This is a genomic window from Candidatus Macondimonas diazotrophica, assembly GCF_004684205.1.
Lineage (GTDB): Bacteria > Pseudomonadota > Gammaproteobacteria > UBA5335 > UBA5335 > Macondimonas > Macondimonas diazotrophica.
This window is the reverse complement of sequence record NZ_SRIO01000012.1, coordinates 22,071-41,014: the sequence shown is the minus strand read 5'-3', so window position 1 is coordinate 41,014 and position 18,944 is coordinate 22,071. Positions and strand designations below refer to the sequence as shown.

Genomic DNA, 18,944 nt, shown 5'->3' with positions numbered 1-18,944 from the left:
GCGAGGTCTGATCAATTCACCGAAACGCTAGCAGAAGCACTTCCCGAGGCGCTTGCCGACGGTCCGTAGTACAGCCGGTTGGCCACAGCGGACAGATGGGCGGCTTTCTGGTAGTGCAACTCAGCCAACGCTTGGCCGATGGGGAACGGATCCAGCGAAAGGATATTGGCTTCGATGGTTTCAATATAGGCCAATTTTCCGAGTTTCAGACCCAGGATGATCGCGCAAGTGTCGCAGAACAGATTGCCGATCACGATGGGGCGCGGACCCGTACCGGGACCGGGAGGCGGCGTTACGCCGTCAGTCGGATCGAACGGAACGTAAAGAGTTTGGTCGAAAACGGTGTAGGTTTGAAAAACGCCATTTTCGGATGCAACGAAACCGCCGCCCAGATCGACGATGGCTTGACCGCGCACTTCGGACAGTGCCTGGTCATTCATTGAAGACAATTCGGCATGACCGGCAAGCGGTGCAAGCAACATCAAGGCCGCACAAGACAGACGCTTCATGATGATTCCTCCATTTTTGTCAATTAAGGCTTATATCAGGGAATGAAATTCACGACCGCCTTCGCGGTAGGTCAACCCCTACTAACGGAACAGAGCTGGGAACCGTTAGATAAACCCAGCCTCGGCTAAGCGTAATACAGGCATGTCGGGTAATCCAGTGTTGCCGGACGCCGACAGTCCTTGGTTGATTCATTCTGCCCGTATGCGTTGGCGCGCAGTCTAGCATTGAATCGATTGCGTCTTGAAGACGCCTTGTGGATGACGGGTCCGATACGTCCACGTCGCTCTCCAATCCGGGCGCGAGGAATTGGTGCGCACCGACATGGTGCCGGATTGGCAAGCTTGCCGCGGGTATTCCGCGAGCGTTCCACGCCCCAGCGTCGTGATGAGGCGATTTGGGAGGAACTCGGTTCGTCGCCCTTTTGCGTGTCTGTCCGGCAGCCATCTTGCAGGTTAAGATTCGGGTCTGGTTTCGTTTCGATCTTGACCCATCCTGGCTGCCGATCGGGCCATTTATCGTTGAAGGGAGCTGACCCCCATGACTGATATCACTGCGCTGTTGGGCGATGAAGCCCAATCCCTCCTGACCCACACCTGTCGGGGCATCGCCAAAGAGCGGCTGGAACTTCCGGGCGACGACTTCGTGGATCGCGTATTCGTCCAGACGGACCGCAGCCCCACCGTGCTCCGGAATCTGCAGACGCTTTTCGGTCATGGCCGCCTCGGCAACACCGGCTACGTCTCGATCCTGCCTGTCGATCAGGGCATCGAACATTCCGCTGCGGCATCTTTTGCGCCCAATCCGGATTTCTTCGATCCCAAGACGATCTGCGAGCTGGCGCTTGAGGGGGGATGCAACGCAGTGGCTTCGACCTATGGCGTGCTGGCGATGATGTCGCGCCGTTATGCGCACAAGATCCCCTTTATCATGAAGTTCAACCATAACGAGATCCTGAGCCTGCCAGTCCAATACGACCAGACGCTTTTTGCCAGTGTCGATCAGGCCTTCGACATGGGTGCGATCGGCGTCGGAGCGACGGTGTATTTCGGCGCTCCCGAATCTCGCCGGCAGATCCAGGAGGTGAGCGAAGCTTTTGCGCGCGCCCACGAGCTCGGCATGGTCACGATTCTGTGGGCCTATACCCGCAACAACGCCTTCAAGAAAGAGGGTGTCGACTACCACCTCTCCGCCGATCTGACCGGTCAGGCCAACCATATCGCCTCGACCATCGGCGCGGACATCGTCAAGCAGAAGATGGCGGAGAACAATGGCGGCTACAAGGCGATCAATTTCGGCAAGACCCACGAGAAAGTCTACAGTGAGCTGACCACCGATCACCCCATCGACCTGGTCCGGTACCAGGTGGCCAATTGCTACATGGGCCGCTGCGGTCTGATCAATTCAGGCGGTGAATCGGGCGCGAACGATTTCGCGCAGGCCGTACGCACGGCCGTCATCAACAAGCGCGCCGGTGGCATGGGCCTGATCTCCGGCCGCAAGGCCTTCCAGCGTCCGTTTGCCGAAGGCGTCAAGCTGCTGAATGCCATCCAGGACGTCTACCTGGATTCGAGCATCACCATCGCTTGAGGTGAATCGTCGCGTCGATGTCACGAAGGCCGGTGCATGCCGGCCTTTTTGATGGAATCAGCGATTGCCGAAGCGGGTGTGCTGCGCTGGGGCTTCAGAATTCGAGGTACTGGGCGATCAGACGCGCCTGAGTTTCGCGTTCGTCCTGTCTGCGTGGACCGCGCAGTAGCTGAATCGGCTTGGACAGGATCTGACCGAGCAGCCCCGCCAGATCGCCCCGGCGTCTTGGCAGAACATGGATATGGCAATGCGGTACTGTCTGATGGGCAGCGCGGCCTTCGTTGATCGCGAAGTGAATGCCATCGGGCGCCAATGGGCTGCGGCGCAAGGCCTGAGCAATGCCCTGCGCCGTCTCCAGGAGATGGGCGCGCAGCTCGGGGGTCAGATCCGTCAGCGTTTCGGCATGACGGCGCGGAATCACAAGGACATGGCCCGGGCGCAAGGGAAATGCATCCATCAAGGCAATGCAGTGCTCGTCCTCAACCACGCGGCTGGACGGGAGCTGGCCCTCGACAATTCGGCAGAACAGGCAATGTGCGGCGCCGGCGTTTGAGTTTCGCATCATGAGGCGGTGGCGCTTTCTGCGTGCGGCTCCTGATCCACGGCGACCAAAAGATCACAGGGAATGTGGCCAAGCAGACTCTTGCCCACCGAGCCGCCCCACCAACGTGCGAGGGCCCCTCGGTGACGGTGGCCCACGACGATCAGATCGGCGCCGTATTCGCGTGCTACTGCGCCGATGCGCTCGACGGGCTCGCCGAACTCGATCCGCGTCTGGACGGTCAGCCCCATGGCGGCAATGTCTTTCGCGCCATCGCCCAGCGTTTGGCGGGCGGGTGCTTCGAGCGCATCGGTCATCTCTGGCGTGACGATGGTTTCGGCCATCGTGAGTCCCGTCGGAATCCCCACCACAGCGAGCAGGCAGACCTCGGCCTTGCACAGTTTTGCCAGTTCCGTACCTTGATGAAGGACGGCGCGGCCCTCGGGAGAGCCGTTATAGGCGAGCAGAATCCGGTGATACATGAGACATCTCCCGGGTGAAACGCATCAGCCAGGCTGGAGCCATGGCGGCCAAGAATACGATCGCCAACAGTATAAAGCCTTCTCGATAGGCCCATGTATTGGCCTGGGCATAGACGACGCGTCCGAGAAAGTCGGCGGCGTAGCCTTGAGCCAGATCGCCCATGGCGCCGCCAGCCTCGGAGAGTTCGATGAGGCGATCGGTCAAGGCCTGGGTCGGGGCATGGCCGGGAGTCTGGGTCGCGGTCATGGCCGCCCCCATGAAAGCCGTGCGACGCTCCATGAACACGCTGAGCAGATTGACTCCTAGCGCCCCGCCCAGTTGGCGCACGAAATTCACGGTTCCCGAGCCCTGGGCGATCTTGGACGGCGGGACCGCGCGGAGCGCACCGGCCGTCAAGGCCGGCATCACCAGCCCCAGACCGATGCGTCCGAAGGCGATGGCGCATGCAAGGAACAGAAAGGGCGTATTGGCATCCACATCGCGCATCAACCAGAACGAGAGTGCGAAGATCGCCAGTCCCGCCATGACGGGATAGTGCGGCGGCAGGCGGTCCGACACCTGTCCGGCTACCGGGAATACCACCGCCAGAACCAATCCCGCTGGCATGAGCAGCAGGCCTGACCGGGTCGGTGTGTAGCCCTGAATGGTCTGAACGAAGAGCGGAATGAGGTAGGTCGACCCGAACAGGCCGGCGCCGTAGATAATGGTGACCGCTGCCGCTGCCGAAAAATGTGTGTTGGTGAACAGCGTGAAATCCAGCAGCGGATGGGCGTGTCGGCGTTCCCACAGGATCAGGGCCACGAGGCATGTTGCGGCGAAGAGCAGCGTCAATCCGGTGGGAATTTCACGCCAGCCCCAGCGCTGGCCATTGGCCAGGGCGGTGAGCAGTGGAAACAGGGTGGCGGCGATCAGCAGTAGACCGACGCCATCGAGCCGCGATCGACCGACGGCGTCGTCGGGGCCCGGCAGCAGTGCACTGGCGAGGCCCATGCCAATCAGGCAAAACGGCAGCGTCATGAAGAATACATAGCGCCAGCTGAGATGGTCGACCAGAAGGCCGCCGAGAGTCGGTCCAAGCGCGGGGGCAAGTACCACGCCGATCCCATAGATTCCCATCGCCTGACCACGCTTGTCCGGCGGAAAGACACTGAAGATCACCAGCATGGCGAGCGGCTGGGTCAGGCCGGCTGCACCGCCCTGGAGGATGCGCGCGAAGATGAGGATCTGTTCATTGGGGCTCAGGCCGCCAAGGATCGATCCGGCTGTGAAAATGCCGATGGCGATCAAAAAGGCGCCACGCTGGCCGAATCGTCCAACCATCCAGGCGTTGGCGAGCATGGTGGCCGTCATGGCTGCGAGAAATCCGGTGGACATCCATTGTGCCTGGGTGGCACTGATGCCGAAGGCGCCCATGATGTCGGGAATGGCGACATTGACGATGGTGGAAGACAGCACCGTGGAAATGGTGCCGGTCATGACGGTCAGGGTCGCCAACCAGCGGTAGGCGGCGCCGTATCGGGCGGTGAGGCGCGTCAGGTCCGAGCGTTCAGTGTTCAATGGCCACTTCCACCATCATGCCGGGCCGCAGGTCGGCCGCCGGCTGATCGAGGGCGATCCGGATCGGAAGGCGTTGGGTGATCTTGGTGAAATTCCCACTGGGGTTGGGGTTGGGAATGAGCGCGAACTGGCTGGTTGCCGCCTGCCCCAATTCGATGACGTGTCCACTGAAGGTTCGATCCGGATATGCATCGACGTAAACGTGGGTCAGCGCGCCCAGTTTAACGTCGTCAATTGCCGTTTCCTTGATATTCGCTTCCACCCGGATCGTCGCCGGATCATGCATCAGCAGCAGGCGTCGTCCCGGCACCGCATATTCCCCCGCATGAACGAAAGTCTCGTCGATCACGCCATCGACGGGGCTGCGCAGCGTAAGCTTGGTCAGTCGGACATGCTGCTGTTCCAGGTTGGCTCGGGCTTCGGTGATGGCCGCATCGATTTCCGTCAATTGATTTTCGAGTACCCGGATCGATTTCGCGTCGGCCTGTGCCTGAGCCACCCCGGCTTGCGCAACAGCCAGCTCCGCTTTGGCTTCCAGGGTTGATTGTTCGGCTGCGCGTTGCTCATGTTTGATCTGATCCCAGCTTTGGACGCTGATGACGTGGTCGGCGATCAGTGCATCGGCACGCTGGGCGTTGTGGCGTGCCAGATCCTGATGGGTTTGCTGGGCTGCAAGGTTGGCGCGCGCCCTGCTCAGCTGGGACATCGCACTTTGTTGCTGAGCCTGGATGGCGCTGCGTTGTTGATCGATCCGCGCGATCAGCGTGTCCCGGCTGGCCTTGAGTCGGGTCAAGGTTGCTTCGCTTTCTGCGAGGGCGGTTTGAGCCTCGCTGTCGTCGAGCTGGGTGAGCAGGGTTCCAGCGGCGACCGACTGGCCTGGCACCAGATCGAACTCGGCAATCCGCCCCGGGAGCTCGCTGCTGACCGTAATCATGTCCGCCGCAATGCGGGCATCGTTCGACTGCACCAAGGTGAGCTGACGGTGCAGCCAATGTCCAATGGCCAGGGCGAGCAGCAGCAGGGCCCCGATCGCGATCAATCGACCGAGAGCGTAACGAAACGAACCGGGCGCAACGATCCTGATCATGGCGTCTTCTCTTCGAGGTCATCGGGGTTGCAAGGCTTCCGGGTCAGGCGGGCCGCATTCGCCAGGATTTGATCGAGCATCGCCAGTAAATGCGCGATTGCCTGTTCATCCAGCCCTAGAAGGAGGTCCTGTCGCACTGTCGCGGCGATCGCATCGACATCGTTCAGGGCCAGGCGCCCGGCGCTGGTCAGAAGCAGATGCTTGGCTCGCCGGTCCTGGGGATCGATGCGGCGCTCGACGAGATTGCGGGATTCCAGATCGTCCAGAAGACGAACCAGACTCGCGCCTTCGATGCCGATGGACTGCGCCAGGCTGGTCTGGGATATCCCGTCACCCAAGCGGCTCAAATGCAACAGCACCAGCCAGCGCGCCTGGCTCAGCCCCGTATCCCGCGACCGCTCGTCGAGCAGTTGTCGCCAGCGTCGGGCGGTTTCGGCAATACGGGTGCCGATAAGCTGTACCGGGGGTGAGTCATTAGTGTTCATATAATAAGTATGCTAATTATATGATCGCTTATCAACTCCCTCGCTGGCTGCGCATCGCGAATAGCGCTTGACCTCTGGCGCGGCGCTGCTAAAATTCCCGACTCACCTAAGCGGGAATAGCTCAGTGGTAGAGCACAACCTTGCCAAGGTTGGGGTCGCGAGTTCGAATCTCGTTTCCCGCTCCAGAATTGGCTACGGGCCGGCGATAATTGTTGCTGGCCCGTCAGCGCTCCAGACGCAGGCGCGAGGCGCCGTCTCCCCATGGCTGGGTGGCAGAGTGGTTATGCAGCGGCCTGCAAAGCCGTGGACGTCGGTTCGATTCCGGCCCTAGCCTCCAAATTCATCGCGACGGTTTCCGAATCGCGGCGCACCGTCATGATCCAGTGCATCCATGAAGTCGGTGATGGCGTTTGCCACCGCCTGCGGGCGTTCGTGATGCATCATATGCCCGCATCCCGTCAGACGCGTTTCCCGTAGTGATGCAAAACAACGCCGGTTCTCCGCCATCAGTGCCGGATCGAGTCGCGCGAAGGGAGACTCCGTTCCCATAATCCAAAGCGTCGGCGCTTGAATATGACGCCAGCAGGCGCGTGCCTCATCGAGTCGATAAGGGATCGGGCTGCGGGTCCGATGGCGAGGATCGGCCCGGAGTCGCGGTCCCTGGGGACTGTCTTCGGCCCAGGCCTGTGCAATGAACGCAGCGTGATCGGCCGGCAGGCGTGGATTACTCCGCTGCAGGCGGGTGACGAAGGCGGGCCAGGTGGCGTAGACGCGTTGCTGCATCGGTGCGGTCTGTTCTCGCAACCAGCTTCGATAATGGATCGGGGCTGAATCGGGTGTCGTGGGGGGCAAACCGAATCCCTCGAGACTGATCAGGCGATCCACCCGATCCGGGCGGATGCCTGCATACAGGCAGGCGACGTTGCCACCCATGCTGTGGCCCACCAGCCGAACCGGTTGGTCCGGGCTGAGCATCGTCACCAGGGCATCCAGATCGGCAAGGTACTCCTGAAAATAATAGTTGCCAGACGCCCACGCGCTGCGCCCGAAACCGCGCCAGTCTGGCGCAATCAGTTCCCAGTTCGCGGGGAGGGCGTCCACTAGAAACTGGAACGTTGCGCCCGTATCCATCCAGCCATGCAGCAGCAGACAGACCGGACCATTTCCGCTTGGCCAGCGATGCAGGTGAAGTGCGAGCCCGCGAATCTGAAGCGTCTCAGGACATACCGCGCGACGTGGGAGATAGGCTGGGGCCACCTTATCGTGCATGGGGGATTCCTTAGAGGGCGAGAGCAGACTCGACAGCAGTGTGTGTACTCAGGTGCATGCTATGATTCAAACCTTGCGCTCGAGTTCGCCAATGGAACGATCATGACCTATTGCCTCGCCATCCGCTGCGATCAAGGACTTGTTTTTGCGTCAGATTCCCGCACCAACGCCGGTGTTGATCACGTCGGGACCTACAGCAAGATGTTCGTCTTCGAATATCTCGATGATCGTGTCGTGACCCTTCTCAGTGCCGGGAACCTCGCGACGACGCAGCAGGTCGTGGCCACCTTGAAGCGCCAGGCCGAGGATCCGCAGGCGGTCGAAAGCCTACGAACCTTCAAGAGCATCGACGAGGTGGCCGGGTACGTCGGTCGCGTCAGCCGGCATGTCCAAAGCACTGACGGAGCAGCCGCCGGTGGCTTGGTCGATACGACCTCGACCTTCATCGTCGGAGGGCAGATCGGGCTGGGCCGGGCGGATATCTTTCTGGTGTATCCCGAGGGCAATTACATCAGCTGTTCGGAACAAATGCCCTTCTTGCAGATCGGTGAGATCAAATACGGTAAGCCGATCCTGGATCGGAACATTCATCGTGCCATCTCCCTGGAAGACGCGGCGCGTGCAGCGCTGGTTTCCATCGACTCGACCATGCGCAGCAATATTTCCGTTGGGCCGCCCGTCGAACTCCTCCTCTATCGTACGGGCGATTTACAGGTGTTTCGCCATCAGACCTTCGATCTGGACACACCGTTCTACGCTGCGGTGAAAGAGGAATGGCAGAGTGCGCTGCGGCGGGCACTGGACAACCTGCCCCGCTTCGATTGGGAATAGCGCATCCCTTTGACGCCCTGGAGAACCATGGGCGATCACGCATCGAGCACAATGCGGCGCGCAGATGGTCGCCGAGCGCCGGGAACGACTGGAAGACGGTCCTCAGAATCAGCGTCGATGGACCTCCATCTCGGATATCGCCCGCCCCGCGCAATGGGGCGTTCACAGAGCGCCGGGGCGGCTGCCATGGGATGTGGCATTCCCGCATTCATGTGTGCGGCGACGTGGCAAGCCCGCCCGAAAGGCCGGCTGCTGGTGATCTGCGCAATCCTGTTGCGGTGTGAGCATCGCGCTACTCACGGATCGCATTGCGCTGCTTCCTGTTCACGCAGCGATGCAATTTCCTGGTCCTTTTCGACATCGCTCAGCACTACATTCTTTCCGTCCTGACCTTCTCGTATCATGTACTCGCTTTTTTCATAACGGGCGAGCAGCTCCCGGATTTTCTGGCAACGGGCCTGACGGATTTCCGGATCGGTGTCCGTCATGTTTCCGCTTTCATCGGATAAGGGTGTAGCGAAGCCGATGGGGGACGGCTGACCCGCAGGCGGCACGCTGATATCGCTTCTGATCGATCCGGCATTGAGCGGCCGATCGCTGTAGACCAGATTTCCGGCCGCGTCACGCGACTGGTAGATTTCAGCCGAGGCCCATAATGGCCAAAGCAGTGCCACGATGCAGGGTAAGCTCGTCAGGGTGGCAAGTTTCATCGTGCACACCTTCCGTCTGAGGCCTCTATCCGCGGATACGGCCGGGGTGAAGGGGAGGGTCGGTCCGGTTGTTCCGGGTCGGTGCAGCGGGTGACCTATCGAAGAGTATCGGCGGACCCATGGGGCGGCTTGAGCCGGCCGATGGTGGAAGACCTCGGCACGGCGCCGCATCGTCGAGAGCATCACGGCGCATAAAAAAGGCCCTGGAATCCTTACGATTCCAGGGCCGAGATGCGCGTGTGATGCGTTAGAGGTTGTAACCGCGCTCGTCGTGGAGCGAGATGTCCAATCCCTGCGTCTCTTCTTCTTCGCTCACCCGCAGGCCGATCAGGATGTCGATCACCTTCAGAATGATGAAGCTCAGCACGCCGGTGTAGATGACGGTGAACAACGCACCCTTGATCTGGATCCACAGCTGGCCGCCGATCGTCATGCCTTCAGCCAGACCGGCTCCGCCGAAGGACACATCGGCGAACAGCCCGGTCAGAATGGCGCCGACCAGGCCACCAACGGCATGTACGCCGAAGACGTCGAGGGAGTCGTCGTAACCCAACGCCCGCTTGAGCCGTGTCGAGGCCAGGAAACACAGCGCGCCCGAGATCAGGCCGAGCAGCAACGCGCCCATCGGGCCGCAGGTGCCGGAGGCGGGGGTAACGGCGACCAGGCCAGCCACGGCGCCCGAAGCGATACCCAGCACGGACGGCTTACCATGACTCAGCCATTCGGCAAACATCCAGGCAAGCGCTGCGCTGGCGGTCGCGACTTGGGTGGTCAGCATAGCCATGCCCGCTGAATCATCTGCGGCCACGGCCGAGCCGGCGTTGAACCCGAACCAGCCGACCCACAGCATCGATGCGCCAATCAGGGTGTAGGTGAGGTTGTGCGGCGGCATGGCTGTCGTCGGATAACCTTTGCGCTTGCCCAGTACCAGACAGGCGACGAAACCCGCGATCCCGGCATTGATGTGCACGACGGTTCCACCGGCGAAGTCCAGTACGCCCCAATCCCACATCAGCGCACCGTCACCCCCCCAGACCATATGGGCAATCGGCAGGTAGACGATGGTCAGCCAGACGGCGCTGAACAGCAGCATGGCGGAGAACTTCATGCGTTCGGCGAAGGCGCCGACGATCAGGGCAGGAGTGATGATCGCAAACGTCATCTGGAAGGTCGCAAAGACCGACTCGGGAATGGTACCGACGAGGCTTTCCCGGGTGAGTCCGGCCATGAAGGCGCGTGACAAGCCGCCCACGAAGGAGTGGAGATTCACGACGCCCTGTTCCATTCCCGTGGTATCGAAGGCCAGGGAATAGCCGAACACGACCCACATTATCGAGACCAGCCCGGTGATTGCAAAGCACTGCATCAGGACGGACAGGACATTCTTGGCGCGGACCATCCCGCCGTAGAACAGTGCAAGGCCGGGGATGGTCATGAACAGCACAAGCGCCGTGGCGGTGAGCATCCAGGCCGTATCGCCCGGGTCAAGCGTGGGGGTTTCGGCTGCCTCCTGAGCGCCGACAGCAAACGGCACCAAGGACAGTCCAGCGAGGGACAGGGCCCTGAGTAAGGGGAGACGATTTTGATTCATGATTGCTCCTGGACGGGTGGAAAGGAAATCATTCCCGGCTGTCCTAGAGTGCGTCGTTACCCGATTCCCCGGTCCGAATGCGGATGGCTTGTTCCATTGCTATCACAAAGATCTTTCCATCGCCGATCTTGCCGGTATTGGCGGCCTTGGCGATCGCGTCGATCACCTGATCCACCAGATCGTCACGAACAGCGATTTCGATCTTTGCCTTGGGCAGGAAGTCGACCACGTACTCGGCGCCACGGTACAGTTCCGTATGGCCTTTCTGGCGTCCGAAGCCTTTCACTTCGGTTACCGTCATTCCCTGAATGCCCAGATCTGCCAAAGCTTGGCGGACGTCATCCAGTCGGAACGGTTTGATGATGGCGGTCACCAGTTTCATGGATCGCTCTCCTGCGCAGGGTGATAGGGCCTAAATGGCCAAGAAGTCTAGCACCGCAACGCGGGTCGGGAATATGCAGCACACTCGAGGTTGGACCGGGAGGATCCATGCAGTCATGCAGGGAGTCCGGGTTCGCAAGCCGTACGAGTCGATCGGTTAGATGGCGTCACCTCCTGTTTCACCCGTCCGGATACGGATCACCTGTTCCAGATCGAAGACGAAGATCTTGCCGTCTCCGATCTTGCCGGTATTGGCGGATTTGCTGATGGCTTCGATCACCGCGTCGGCGAGATCGGAGGTCACCGCGATTTCAATTTTGACCTTCGGGAGGAAATCGACGACATATTCAGCGCCGCGATACAGTTCCGTGTGACCCTTCTGACGTCCGAAGCCCTTTACTTCGGTTACCGTGATGCCCTGTACACCGATGTCCGACAGGGCTTCGCGGACATCGTCCAGTTTGAACGGTTTGATAATGGCGGTAATCAGCTTCATGCGTCATGACTCCGGGGGTTGTTGAATGGCGAATCCGGACGGATATCCGACAATCCGCCCCAATCGTCACAGGCATAAAGCAGGTTCCATGCCATGCTTCGGGCGGAGGAACGACTCGTTGCGAGCATTGAAATGCGGCAATTTGGGGTGAATTGCTACTATGTGAAGTTGAGCGTCACGGAATGCGTGCCCTATTTTGGGGCACTAAAATGGTGCATCGCGGAACCCAAGGAGGATGCGTGAACAACCAACAGGCGTGGATTCACGAGATATCGGAGCAATTGGCCGGACATGCGTCGACCGGACCGGGTCTGCTGCGGGACGATCTCGCGCGCAACTTCAGGGCGCTGCTGCAGTCGGCTTTCGCCCGGCTGGATCTGGTGACGCGCGAAGAGTTTGAGATTCAGCAACAGGTCCTTGCGCGATTGCGAGTGCAGGTCACCGAGCTGGAACGGACTGTTGCCGCACTCGAGCGTGCTCAGCCGTGAGATAGACGCCCGCGGTTTCACAGCTTGGCAGGATGCCGCCGATACCCACCCAAAGGACTTGGGGAAAGAAAATGGGACTGTCTGTCATTCATACCCGCGCACAGGCGGGCTTGCTTGCACCCGCGGTTACGGTCGAGGTGGACCTGGCAAACGGACTTCCCGCCGTTACGGTGGTCGGTCTGGCCGAGACCGCGGTGAAGGAAAGTCGTGATCGGGTTCGCGCCGCGCTGCAAAACAACGGGTTCGAGTTCCCGGCTCGGCGCATCACCATCAATCTGGCGCCTGCCGATTTGCCCAAGGAGGGCGGTCGCTACGATCTGGCCATCGCCTTGGGCATTCTGGCGGCTTCCGGCCAGATTCCAGCTGCCGCCCTTGAAAACCTGGAAGTGATCGGCGAGTTGTCATTGAGTGGCGAATTGCGCGCCGCGCGGGCCGCATTGCCGGTCGCGATCGCATGCCGGGACGCGGGGCATACGCTCATCCTTCCATCGGGCAATGCCGAAGAGGCCTGCCGGGTGGCCGGGCTTTCACTGCGGCCGGCGCGTCACCTGCTCGAGGTGTGTGCCTATCTCAAGGGCGAAACCGAACTGCGGCAGCCCGAAATGCTCGACGAGGGCATTGCAGCGGCGTTCGATGAGGATTTGGGCGATGTTCGCGGACAATTCGCCGCTCGGCGCGCCCTGGAAGTAGCAGCGGCAGGTGAACATAGCCTGTTGATGATCGGGCCGCCGGGGACAGGCAAGACGATGCTGGCGCGGCGGCTGCCCGGGATTCTGCCGCCCCTGGCGGAAACCGAGGCGCTGGAAGTGGCAGCAGTCGCGTCGGTGAGCGATGCGGGCTTTCACCCCGAGAACTGGAAAAGACGGCCCTTCCGAGCGCCGCATCATACGGCTTCGGCAGTCGCTCTGGTCGGGGGTGGCAGTATTCCGCGCCCGGGGGAAATTTCACTGGCCCACCGGGGCGTTCTGTTTCTTGATGAACTTCCGGAATTCGATCGCCGCGTATTGGAGGTATTGCGCGAGCCGCTCGAGAACGGCGAAATTCATATCTCCCGCGCGGCGCGCCAGGCCGTGTTTCCGGCGCGATTCCAGCTCGTGGCGGCGATGAATCCGTGTCCATGCGGTTATCTGGGCGATATCCGAGGTCGCTGCCGTTGCACCGAAGAGCAGGTCGCGCGCTATCGAGCGCGCATTTCGGGTCCTCTGCTTGACCGCATCGATCTGCACGTTGAGGTGCCGGCAGTCGGTGCCGAAACACTGGGTGGCGATGCGCCTCCCGGAGAGCGCACCGAAACCGTGCGTGACCGCGTCGCGGCGGCCCGTGCACGGCAGCTGCTGCGGCAAGGCAAATCCAATGCAGCCTTGACGCAGCGGGAAACACAACGGTTCTGTGCGATCAAGGGGACGGTGCGCGATTTGATCCTGCAGGCCATGGAGCGGCTCGGGCTGTCGGCCCGTGCGTATCACCGTTTGCTGCGCTTATCTCGCACTATCGCCGATCTCGATGAATCGGAGGCCATTACCGCCCGACACATGAGCGAAGCGATCCATTTTCGCCTGCTCGATCGCCAACCAATCCGCTGAGCCCGCTGCGGCTCCTGCGCCCTCCCTGCGCAGCTAAGCCCGTCCGGCATGCGCCGATAACCCTACCGAGGCGTTTCCACTGCAGGCGGCGCCCGTGTATGGAGTGAAGCCCGTATGAACCGCATGATGAGCTGGCTCGGCGGTCGCCTGAGCATCTATCTCAGCCAGCGCATGGCTTCTCATGAGCCCATGGTTGCACTTGATACCGCCCGATACATTGCGTGTCTGAAGCCGGCCGATGTCTTGCTGGTGGAGGGCGATACCCGGCTGAGCGTCGCGATCAAGTATCTGACGCAATCCACATGGTCCCATGCGGCGCTCTACATCGGACCCGAAGCGGGATTGCGGGATGCCACCGGTACCCCACTGGTCTTCATCGAGGCGGATGTTGCGGCAGGTGTTCGGGCATTGAGTGCCGACGCCTATAGCGGACTGCATTGTCGTATCTGTCGTCCGGTCGGGCTTTCAGTCGATGAAAAACGACAGCTCATTGCCTATGCGTGCAGCCGACTCGGGCATCAGTATGATCTGAAAAACGTGTTTGATCTGGCGCGATATCTCATGCCGATGCCCCCGGTGCCGGTCAACTGGCGCCGTCGCATGCTGACGCTGGGGAGCGGCGATCCCACGCGCGCCATCTGCTCCACACTGATCGCGCAATGCTTTGCCGCCGTGAAGTATCCGATCCTGCCGCTGGTCGAAACCGTTCCGATGGGGCGGCCGGATTGCCCGGATTGTCTCGGGCATGTGCACCATGCACGCCATCACAGCCTGTGTGTGCCGCGTGACTTCGATGTCTCTCCGTACTTTGACATCGTCAAGCCGACGCTTACCGCAGAGTTCGATTTTCACCGGCTGATCTGGGGCCGCGTCGATGCGACAGGGGCGCTTGCGCAAGCGAATTAGACTGCATCGAGCCTTGCAGGGTGCAGGGAGAGGACGAGATGCCGGTCAGCGTCATGGCGCCGACCGGCATCTCGGGACCGATCACGGCGAGAGGCTGCTCTGCTGCAGCATCTCGGTGAGCGCCGCCTTCAGTTCGTCTTCAGTCAGGGAGGGGTTGCCGCCCTTGGGCGGCATCGTGCGGATACCGTTGACCGTATGATCCATCAAGGTGTCGAAGCCCTGCGCCAGCCGCGGCTGCCAGTCTTCCTTGGAACCGATCTTGGGTGCGCCGAGAACGCCCGCGCTATGGCATGCAGCACAAACCTGCTGAACCACTTCGCTGCCCGAGCGGGGTTCGGCCGGGGCTGCCGAGGCGCCTGCGTCAACCGTCTCCATGGGTGGCTGATCGCTGGTGCGGACTTCGCCGATGGGGGCAATGCGTTGTTCCAATGCGGCGATTTCTCGCGCCTCGAGCGGCCGGTCCTTGTGGGCAAAGCCGCCGATCAAATAGGCGAGAATCCCGATGAACACTGCAAAGGCGACCATGGCGCCAAGAACGCCGACCAGCGTCAGCATCGATTCGTTTTCCTGCTCCGACACAGGGGCCTCCTTATCAAGAGGGTAGGGCAGAGGTGGTTGGGCGCGACGCCAGGCATCCCGATTCCCGGGGCCGCAGGGTGGCTAAGTATACGCGGCGTACGGCCGGCATAAAACACGCCGAGATCAACCAATGGACGTTTGGCAGGGGAATCGCTATTCTAGGCGTCTTGGCGCCCGTAGCTCAGCTGGATAGAGCGTTGCCCTCCGGAGGCAAAGGTCAGAGGTTCGAATCCTCTCGGGCGCGCCAGATTTCTCACCCCCCCGCACCGTGCCTTCGCGCTGATGCATCCCCCTGGCGATCGGCCGTGTCTCATAGCATGCCTGCTCGCCGGTCACGGCGAGGCCGGGCGTACTGTCGTCAACACATCGCGCGCCGATTCGATCAGCAGCCGGATCGCCGGATGGCTGATGCGGCGTTCGACCGTGATGAGCCAGAACGATTCACGAATCCGCTCGATGGCGCCGACCAGACGCACCCCGTAACGGGCGCAGATCTCTTCGGCCAACGAAATCGGCGCCGGGAAATACCCCGCACCTGCCTGACCGAAGTCCTTCATCAACGCGCCGTTGTCGAATTCGCCCCGGATGCAGGGCTTGAGCCGCTCCTGGCTCAGCCATCGTTCGATTTGGCCGCGCACGGCCGCACCCGGTCCCGGCAGGAGCAGGGGTGCATCATCGAGACAGGCCGGAAAGGTCACCCCGTCCGGTATCAGGCCGGGTGCGGCAAAGAAGCCGACTGGACTCTCGCCGAGACGGTGGCTGTGCCCGTGTACCGCCAGTCCCGCCGGAATCGGCCGATCGGCCACCACCAGATCCAGACGGTGCAGTGCGAGTTCGGCGAGCAGCAGGTCAATGGGGCCTTCGCGGCAGAGCAGGCGGATGGGGTCCCGCGCCTCGTTGAGCGGCGATAACAGGTGATAGGCCAGCGACTTCGGTACGACATGGGCTATACCGACCCGCAAACTGGGGAGCACCTGGCTGTGTCCGGTTGCGAGCGCCGATTTCAGCTCGTCGCCCAGCGTCAGCATTTCCTCGGCAAATGACAAGGCGAGTCTGCCGGCTTCGGTCAATTCCAGGCCACGCCCTGCGGGCTGGAACAGGGCCGTGCCCAATTCCGCTTCCAGCCGCTTGATCTGCCCGCTGACGGTTTGTGGCGTCAGATTCAGATGGTCGGCGGCGCGGGCCACGCCCCCCATGCGGGAGACTGTCCAGAAATAGCGGAGGTGATTCAGGTTCATCGCTCGGAGTGTAAGGCAATCGCCGAAGTATTTATAAGAAGATTTCGTCTTTATCGGATGCTTCCCAGGCGCTACGATGCGCGACAACGCGCGAGCCCAGCGCACGCGCCGGTCACGGCTGCGCGCCGGCCAGGGGCGAGGATCGGCGTCCGGTTTGGGCCGTGTCGTGCGGATGATGCAACGTGCCGCGGTTTGCATTGGCCATCGCGTCGAAAACGATGGGCTCTGCCGGGATCGTGTCCGGTCGTGTTGGTGCACCGAAGAGGAAAATGTCAGTGATTGCCCTTGATCCCGTGATTCTGTTTTTTCTGCTGGGTCTCGCCGCCGGCTTGCTGCGTTCCGAACTGCGCCTGCCCGCCGCCATGTATGAGTTACTGAGCGTCGTGCTCTTGTTGGCCATCGGGTTGAAAGGCGGGGTGGAACTCGCCAAGCAGCCGTTTGGCCAGCTGGCCCCGCAGATTGCAGCGGTCATGGCGATGGGGTTCGTGCTACCGCTTGTCGCATTCCCCATCCTGCACCATGTGGGACGATTCAAGCGCGCAGATGCCGCCTCGATTGCCGCACATTACGGATCGGTGAGTGTCGGCACCTATGCCGTGGCCGCTGCCTACTTCGCCAGCCGACAGGTCGCGTTTGAAGCGCACATGCCCTTGCTGCTCGCCGTGCTCGAGGTCCCCGCAATCCTGGTCGGGATCGTGCTCGCACGCGGGGTATCCCGGGACATCCGGTTCGGCGCCATGGCCCATGAGGTGTTTTTGGGCAAGGGCATCGTGCTGCTCATGGGGGGGCTGTTGATTGGATGGATGGCGGGACCCGATGGGCTTGTCTCCGTGAAGCCGCTGTTTTTCGACCTGTTCAAGGGAATTCTTGCGCTGTTCCTGCTGGAAATGGGCTTGATCACCGCGAGGCAAGTGGCCACCTTGCGGCAGTATGGTGTCTTTCTGGTGCTGTTTGGCGTGGCGATGCCGCTCTTCTCGTCCCTTGTCGGGATCGGCATGGGATGGGGTTTGGGCTTTTCAACCGGTGGAATGGCCATGCTGGCCACGCTGGCGGCTTCCGCCTCCTACATCGCGGTCCCTGCTGCCATGCGCATCTCGGTTCCGGAAGCCAATCCGACGCTGTCACTGGCCGCGTCTCTGGGCGTCACCTTTCCGTTCAACGTCCTGCTGGGTATCCCGCTTTATCATTCGATGGCCATTCATGCGCATCGCTGGTTGGGAGGATAGATTCATGAGTGCGCCGATGCGAAAACTGCTCACCATCATTACCGAAGCCGCTCTGGAGCGGCTATTGGTCGAGGACATCGAACGCCTCGGCGCTCACGGCTATACCGTGAGTGATGCCCGCGGCAAAGGACGGCGCGGCGTGCGCAGTGCCGACTGGGAAGAAAGCCGAAACATTCGTATTGAAGTGGTGTGCGAGGAGACGGTCGCCGAGGCGATTGCGGCCTATCTGGAGGCGCACTATTACGCCGATTACGCCATGATCCTGTTCATGAGCGATGTTGCGGTGTTGCGTCCGGAGAAGTTTTGAGCGCGGCGACCGAAGCGCCGCTGGCAGTTCAGCGGGCTGGAGATTTTGCTCGGCACCAGGCGCTGTCACGGTTTCCCCGGTGAGTGCGCGCATGCGATCGGGTTTTGGTGTCCCGCTCGCTGTGCGACCGTCGGTGCTTGTGGCCGAGCCTGCGCGTGCGAGCAGGCCTGGGTCTTCGCTTCGATCTTCCATCCTGGATGCAAGTTGGCCAAGCGACGTTGCCCTGCGCGCGCAAGGCATCCAAACGCCGCTCCGGTAAGCGCGGAAGGGGTCCTCCTTCGAAGCCGCCTTGTGCTTGCGACCCCCCATGCTCGCCGGGGGGTGAGGTTGCATGAGCAACCCTTGGCAATTTCCAGGTGGACGATTCCACAGGATTACGCACCCGTCTGCCAAAGGCGGTCAAAATCCGGTTCGAACAGAATCCCGCTATCTGCGTCAGCGCCCGCATCCCTCGACCTGCTTCGGTTGCCTCCTTGCAGGCTGGTGACGTGCTCTCCCGGACCGGCGCAACCGCGCAGAGAGGCGATTGGGCGGCCTCAGAACAGCATCAGGCCATGGCTTCCGGCGACCGCGCCCAGCACCGTCAGCGCAGCCAGGAACAAGAGGATGTGATGCAGCCGGCTCATGCGCCGGAACACCGGGCCGGGCGCCTGTTCAGCCTGGCGCGCGAAGCGCTCATGCAGCAGCGGTTCCAGAACGAACAGCATGAGCATGAAGAAAATCCACAGGCCGAGCATCCCGCTCATCCACCAGAATTGAAACGCATGGAAGCGATGCCAGAGGTCCATTCGGTAGGTCAGCCATAGGCCACTGACTCCTGCCAGTGAGACCGAGACGCGTGCCTGCGCCGAGAAGCGCCGTTCCACGCTTTCGAATGCCTCGAGTGCCTGCCGAGCCGTAGGCTGCGCTCGGGCAAACGGCAGCACGACCAGCGTGACGAAGGAGAGGCCACCAATCCAGTGGATGACGGCCAGTACATGCAGCGCGCGGGCCAGAGCGATGTCCATCAGCGTATGTACCTCCCGGGTCTATCAGCAACGCCGTGGCCGCGACGTCGGATGGTTTCTGCACGGCCGTTGGCCGGCTTCG

The 18,944-nt window shown here is 61.5% G+C and carries 21 protein-coding genes and 3 tRNA genes; 10 read left to right on the top strand and 14 right to left on the bottom strand.

Annotated elements, in window-relative coordinates; all coding sequences use genetic code 11:
* Positions 1–11 precede the first annotated feature (11 nt).
* Entirely contained in the window at positions 12–509 is a 498-nt protein-coding gene (locus E4680_RS09680) for a DUF6160 family protein (RefSeq protein ID WP_135282207.1), read from the bottom strand.
* A gap of 538 nt (positions 510–1,047) precedes the next feature.
* Between E4680_RS09680 and E4680_RS09675 the strand changes: the two genes are divergently transcribed.
* The gene (locus tag E4680_RS09675) at positions 1,048–2,097 is read left to right on the top strand and encodes a class I fructose-bisphosphate aldolase (protein WP_135282206.1); all 1,050 of its coding nucleotides are present in this window, start codon (positions 1,048–1,050) and stop codon (positions 2,095–2,097) included.
* Positions 2,098–2,191: 94 nt separating this feature from the next.
* Here E4680_RS09675 and E4680_RS09670 read toward each other — a convergent pair whose 3' ends face one another.
* From E4680_RS09670 to E4680_RS09650, 5 genes are read right to left on the bottom strand one after another with little or no spacing between them, the layout of a single operon-like run.
* Complete coding sequence (locus tag E4680_RS09670; protein WP_205688882.1) at positions 2,192–2,662, bottom strand: HIT family protein; 471 nt, start codon at positions 2,660–2,662, stop codon at positions 2,192–2,194.
* Entirely contained in the window at positions 2,659–3,120 is a 462-nt protein-coding gene (locus E4680_RS09665) for a universal stress protein (protein ID WP_135282205.1), read from the bottom strand. The genes E4680_RS09670 and E4680_RS09665 overlap by 4 nt, the downstream gene beginning before the upstream one ends.
* A complete protein-coding gene (locus E4680_RS09660; RefSeq protein ID WP_205688881.1) occupies positions 3,092–4,678 on the bottom strand; it encodes a DHA2 family efflux MFS transporter permease subunit in 1,587 nt (528 codons plus the stop codon). Before E4680_RS09660 ends, E4680_RS09665 begins: the two co-directional genes overlap by 29 nt.
* Positions 4,668–5,765, bottom strand: coding sequence for an HlyD family secretion protein (locus tag E4680_RS09655; RefSeq protein WP_135282204.1), 1,098 nt, complete (start codon positions 5,763–5,765; stop codon positions 4,668–4,670). Before E4680_RS09655 ends, E4680_RS09660 begins: the two co-directional genes overlap by 11 nt.
* Positions 5,762–6,250: a MarR family winged helix-turn-helix transcriptional regulator gene (locus tag E4680_RS09650; protein WP_135282203.1), complete on the bottom strand. Its 489-nt coding sequence runs from the start codon at positions 6,248–6,250 to the stop codon at positions 5,762–5,764. The genes E4680_RS09655 and E4680_RS09650 overlap by 4 nt, the downstream gene beginning before the upstream one ends.
* Positions 6,251–6,360: 110 nt before the next feature.
* On the opposite strand from E4680_RS09650, the gene E4680_RS09645 reads away from it, so the two are divergent.
* Positions 6,361–6,435, top strand: a tRNA-Gly gene (locus tag E4680_RS09645).
* A gap of 78 nt (positions 6,436–6,513) precedes the next feature.
* Positions 6,514–6,587: transfer RNA gene (locus E4680_RS09640), tRNA-Cys, on the top strand.
* Here E4680_RS09640 and E4680_RS09635 read toward each other — a convergent pair.
* Positions 6,578–7,519 (bottom strand): alpha/beta hydrolase, encoded by a 942-nt coding sequence (locus E4680_RS09635; RefSeq protein WP_135282202.1) that lies wholly within the window; start codon positions 7,517–7,519, stop codon positions 6,578–6,580. The genes E4680_RS09640 and E4680_RS09635 overlap by 10 nt on opposite strands.
* 102 nt (positions 7,520–7,621) lie before the next feature.
* On the opposite strand from E4680_RS09635, the gene E4680_RS09630 reads away from it, so the two are divergent.
* Positions 7,622–8,350: a proteasome-type protease gene (locus tag E4680_RS09630; RefSeq protein WP_135282201.1), complete on the top strand. Its 729-nt coding sequence runs from the start codon at positions 7,622–7,624 to the stop codon at positions 8,348–8,350.
* A 296-nt stretch (positions 8,351–8,646) separates the two neighbouring features.
* On the opposite strand, the gene E4680_RS09625 is transcribed toward E4680_RS09630, so the two are convergent.
* The 4 genes from E4680_RS09625 to glnK (E4680_RS09610) form a co-directional block, all read right to left on the bottom strand.
* Positions 8,647–9,060, bottom strand: coding sequence for a DUF4124 domain-containing protein (locus E4680_RS09625; protein ID WP_167792466.1), 414 nt, complete (start codon positions 9,058–9,060; stop codon positions 8,647–8,649).
* Between the two features lie 247 nt (positions 9,061–9,307).
* Entirely contained in the window at positions 9,308–10,651 is a 1,344-nt protein-coding gene (locus tag E4680_RS09620; RefSeq protein WP_135282199.1) for an ammonium transporter, read from the bottom strand.
* A gap of 43 nt (positions 10,652–10,694) precedes the next feature.
* Complete coding sequence (gene glnK, locus E4680_RS09615; protein ID WP_135282198.1) at positions 10,695–11,033, bottom strand: P-II family nitrogen regulator; 339 nt, start codon at positions 11,031–11,033, stop codon at positions 10,695–10,697.
* A gap of 156 nt (positions 11,034–11,189) precedes the next feature.
* A complete protein-coding gene (glnK, locus tag E4680_RS09610; RefSeq protein ID WP_135282197.1) occupies positions 11,190–11,528 on the bottom strand; it encodes a P-II family nitrogen regulator in 339 nt (112 codons plus the stop codon).
* Between the two features lie 239 nt (positions 11,529–11,767).
* Between glnK (E4680_RS09610) and E4680_RS09605 the strand changes: the two genes are divergently transcribed.
* From E4680_RS09605 to E4680_RS09595, 3 genes are all read left to right on the top strand, one after another.
* Complete coding sequence (locus E4680_RS09605; RefSeq protein WP_240696175.1) at positions 11,768–12,016, top strand: accessory factor UbiK family protein; 249 nt, start codon at positions 11,768–11,770, stop codon at positions 12,014–12,016.
* A 71-nt stretch (positions 12,017–12,087) separates the two neighbouring features.
* Positions 12,088–13,599: a YifB family Mg chelatase-like AAA ATPase gene (locus tag E4680_RS09600; RefSeq protein ID WP_135282195.1), complete on the top strand. Its 1,512-nt coding sequence runs from the start codon at positions 12,088–12,090 to the stop codon at positions 13,597–13,599.
* Positions 13,600–13,713: 114 nt separating this feature from the next.
* A complete protein-coding gene (locus E4680_RS09595; protein ID WP_135282194.1) occupies positions 13,714–14,505 on the top strand; it encodes a C40 family peptidase in 792 nt (263 codons plus the stop codon).
* Between the two features lie 81 nt (positions 14,506–14,586).
* Here E4680_RS09595 and E4680_RS09590 read toward each other — a convergent pair whose 3' ends face one another.
* Positions 14,587–15,060, bottom strand: a complete 474-nt coding sequence (locus E4680_RS09590) for a c-type cytochrome (protein WP_135282193.1) — start codon at positions 15,058–15,060, stop codon at positions 14,587–14,589.
* A 194-nt stretch (positions 15,061–15,254) separates the two neighbouring features.
* On the opposite strand from E4680_RS09590, the gene E4680_RS09585 reads away from it, so the two are divergent.
* Positions 15,255–15,331, top strand: a tRNA-Arg gene (locus E4680_RS09585).
* 85 nt (positions 15,332–15,416) lie between these two features.
* Here E4680_RS09585 and E4680_RS09580 read toward each other — a convergent pair.
* A complete protein-coding gene (locus E4680_RS09580) occupies positions 15,417–16,322 on the bottom strand; it encodes a LysR family transcriptional regulator (RefSeq protein WP_135282192.1) in 906 nt (301 codons plus the stop codon).
* A 278-nt stretch (positions 16,323–16,600) separates the two neighbouring features.
* On the opposite strand from E4680_RS09580, the gene E4680_RS09575 reads away from it, so the two are divergent.
* Entirely contained in the window at positions 16,601–17,548 is a 948-nt protein-coding gene (locus E4680_RS09575; RefSeq protein ID WP_205688885.1) for a sodium-dependent bicarbonate transport family permease, read from the top strand.
* Between the two features lie 4 nt (positions 17,549–17,552).
* On the top strand, positions 17,553–17,855 hold the full coding sequence (locus tag E4680_RS09570; RefSeq protein WP_135282190.1) for a P-II family nitrogen regulator: 303 nt from the start codon (positions 17,553–17,555) through the stop codon (positions 17,853–17,855).
* A 536-nt stretch (positions 17,856–18,391) separates the two neighbouring features.
* On the opposite strand, the gene E4680_RS09565 is transcribed toward E4680_RS09570, so the two are convergent.
* A complete protein-coding gene (locus E4680_RS09565; RefSeq protein ID WP_205688880.1) occupies positions 18,392–18,862 on the bottom strand; it encodes a hypothetical protein in 471 nt (156 codons plus the stop codon).
* Positions 18,863–18,944: the final 82 nt, after the last annotated feature.